At 61.0% G+C, this 2,910-nt stretch carries 3 protein-coding genes; 1 reads left to right on the top strand and 2 read right to left on the bottom strand.

Annotation, left to right across the window (positions count from 1 at the left end; translation table 11 throughout):
- Positions 1-179: 179 nt before the first annotated feature.
- Entirely contained in the window at positions 180-1,544 is a 1,365-nt protein-coding gene (locus JCM17207_RS09590; protein ID WP_238317446.1) for an MATE family efflux transporter, read from the bottom strand.
- 316 nt (positions 1,545-1,860) lie between these two features.
- On the opposite strand from JCM17207_RS09590, the gene JCM17207_RS09585 reads away from it, so the two are divergent.
- The gene (locus JCM17207_RS09585) at positions 1,861-2,646 is read left to right on the top strand and encodes an RICIN domain-containing protein (protein ID WP_238317445.1); all 786 of its coding nucleotides are present in this window, start codon (positions 1,861-1,863) and stop codon (positions 2,644-2,646) included.
- 179 nt (positions 2,647-2,825) lie between these two features.
- Here JCM17207_RS09585 and JCM17207_RS13860 read toward each other — a convergent pair whose 3' ends face one another.
- Positions 2,826-2,903 carry a hypothetical protein gene (locus tag JCM17207_RS13860; RefSeq protein ID WP_373871900.1) on the bottom strand — a complete coding sequence of 26 codons (78 nt, stop codon included), beginning with the start codon at positions 2,901-2,903 and terminating at the stop codon, positions 2,826-2,828.
- Positions 2,904-2,910: the final 7 nt, after the last annotated feature.

Below are 2,910 nucleotides of genomic sequence, written 5' to 3'. Positions count from 1 at the left end.
TTCCCTGGCTGCGAAGTTCTAATATCTCTTTCTCGTGTTCCTGAATGTGGCTGTATTTTCTTGGCATAGCAAAGACCTCCTGTAGTAGTTTTATTCTACCACAGGAGGCCTTCTTTTTTCACTGTCTACTTTTACTGGAGCGGTTCAGCCGGGGAGGCGCTTTTTTTGGATGCAGGGGGTTATTGGGCGGCAGGTTCCATCCGGTTCAGTTCCCCCAGGTACTGCACCAGGAAGGGCACCGAGATGAAGAAGGTGAGCACGTCCGCGATGGGCTGGCAGACCTGGATGCCGAAGAGCCCCCAGGCCGAGGGCAGAAGCAGGATCAAAGGGATAAAGCAGATGCCCTGGCGGCAGCAGGAGAGGAAGGTGGCCCGGCCCGCCTTGCCGATGCTCTGGAAGAGCATATTGGAGCAGACAATCACCGGCTGGAGCAGCATGGCGGCGCACTGGTAATAGAAGGCGGGCAGGGCGATGGTTGTTACCTCGGGGTCATCCCGGAACAGCCGGACCAGGGGCTCGGCCTCCACCCAGCAGAGGGCCAGAATCAGGGTAATGAACCCGAAGCCCGCTACCATGGTGAAGAGGCAGGCCTGGCGCACCCGGCGGTATTTTTGGGCCCCAAAGTTGAAGGCCGCCACCGGCTGGAAGCCCTGGCCCACACCCAGAGCCACCGAGAGGACGAACATAAAGATCCGGGAGACAATGCTCATCCCCGCCACAGCGGCATCGCCGTAGGCACTGGCCGCCAGGTTGAGCAGCATGCTGGCGATGCTGGCCAGGCCCTGCCGCCCGAAGCTGGGCAGGCCGGTGGTGAGGATCCGGGCCAGATCCCGGGGGCGGCGGGTGTAATAGCGGAGGGACAGCCGGCTGACCGTCTTGCCCCGCAGGTACATGGAGAGCAGAATCAGGAAGCTGACCAACTGGCTCAGGGCGGTGGCGAGGCCCGCGCCCGCCGCACCCATCTTGAACCCAAAGATAAAGAGGGGGTCCAGGGCCATATTCAGGATGCCGCCGGTTACCAGGCCGATCATGGCGAAACTGGCCTTGCCCTCATAGCGGAGGATGTTGTTCATCACCAGGCTGGACATCATGGGAGGGGCCGCCAGCAGGATATAAAAGGCGTAAGCCCGGGCGTGGGGCAGGATGGTTTCGGTGCTGCCCAGAAGCCGCATAAAGGGGGTCAGGGTGGCCAGGCCGCCCACTGCCAGCACTGCGCCAAAGGCCAGGGCGGTGAAGAAGCTGGTGGAGGCGAACCGGGAGGCGGTCTCGGTGTCCCGCTGGCCCAGGCTGCGACTGATGATGCTGCCCGCGCCGTGGCCCAGCATAAAGCCCAGCGCCTGGATGATGGCCATCAGGCTGGAAACAACGCCCACCGCTCCCGAGGCGCTGGTGGACAGCTGGCCCACAAAAAAGGTGTCGGCCAGATTGTAGATGCTGGTGATCAGCATGCTCAGGATGGTGGGCCCGGCCAGGGTGAGAATCAGCCGGGGGATGGGGGTCTGGGTCATTTTTTGGAATTGCAGGGCGGTTTGCTCTTGGGTCATGGCAGCGGGTACCTCGCTTTCTTCCGGGCAGGCGGCAAGGGCCTGTGGACGGGATAATACTTTCAATTCAAACAGTTTGTACACTAACATTATACAGCCTGAATGGAAAAAAGTCGATACCGCCCGAGGGCACAAAACGTTCCATATTTGGCCGAAAATGCCCAAAATCTAAGAGAAAAAGATCGGCGGGCGGGGGATGATTCTGTATAAAGTGACAAAGGAAAGCCCGAATACTTGTGAAAAATTACGCTGGGTGGTATAATTTAAAACATCTTAGAAGGCTTTGTGATGTGAGACAAGGCAAGGAGGGAATAACATGAAAACCATGGAACAGACCATGATCGAGGCCGGTCGGTTTTATACCATCGCCAGCGCGTCCGGCAGCGTGATCGAAGCGGTGGACGGCGCAGAAAACGGCGCCGACATCCGTCTGGGCAAGTATACCCGCAGCCCCGCCCAGGAGTGGGCGTTTGACCGTGTGGGCGAGGGGGTCTACCGGATCCGCAACCGTGCCAACGGCAAGCTGATGGATCTGATGATGGCCGGCACCGCCAACGGCACCTGGCTGCACCTGTGGGAGGATGTCAGCGGTACCTCTCAGATGTGGATGGTGGAGCCCAACCATGAGGGCCTGGTCCGCCTGCGCTCCCAGTGGGCCGGCGGCCGCTGCGTGGACACCGTGGGCATGGGCTGCCCCGTCGGCGCCATCCTGCAGGTTTGGCAGGAGACCGGCGCTGCCGACCAGCTCTGGCGGATCCAGGAGGTCAAGGAGCGCACTGCTCCCGCCGCCGAGGACGTGACGCCCGCTGCCCCCGTGGAGGAGCCTGCTGCTGTTGCGGAAGCAGCCGTCGAGGCCGCTCCTGTGGTGGAGACTGCCCCCGTTGAGGCCGAGGCTGCTGCCCCTGCCGTCAAGGCCGAGGAGCCCGCCGCCGAAGAGAAAGCTGCTGCCCCCGCTGTGGAGGAGAAGGCAGCCGCTCCCGCTGTCGAGGAGGCGAAACCCGCCGCTGAGGCAAAGTCCGAGGCAAAGGCTGCCGCCCCCAAGACCACCACCCGCAAGAAGTGCGCCACCCGCAAGCGCACCAGCAAGAAATCCGGCAAGTAAATGAGAGAAGGCATCTTTCCACCGGAAAATGCTTTCCTGTTGAAAAACCCCTGCGTCAGGCCGACAGGCCCGGCACAGGGGCTTTTATTTTGAATAAAAAGGGAGCCTCCCCGGTGTGAACCGCCCCATATTGTGCGGACAGTACAAAAAAGAGGCCTGCAAGGGGTAGAACAAGCGAATCAAAGACTGGCCTGGCGAAGCGAGAGCGGAGCCAGGCCAGTCTTTGTCTGGAGGCGCTCGTGGTTGTAGAAGTGGATGTACTCG

Source organism: Faecalibacterium gallinarum, assembly GCF_022180365.1.
GTDB classification, from domain to species: Bacteria; Bacillota; Clostridia; order Oscillospirales; family Ruminococcaceae; genus Faecalibacterium; species Faecalibacterium gallinarum.
Note: the sequence above shows the minus strand (reverse complement) of the source record. Positions and strands in the feature narration are given on the sequence as shown.

Coding starts and splice junctions, on each gene's coding strand:
- JCM17207_RS09590 (WP_238317446.1), bottom strand. CDS start 1,544: ATGACCCAAGAGCAAACCGCCCTGCAATTCCAAAAAATGACCCAGACC.
- JCM17207_RS09585 (WP_238317445.1), top strand. CDS start 1,861: ATGAAAACCATGGAACAGACCATGATCGAGGCCGGTCGGTTTTATACC.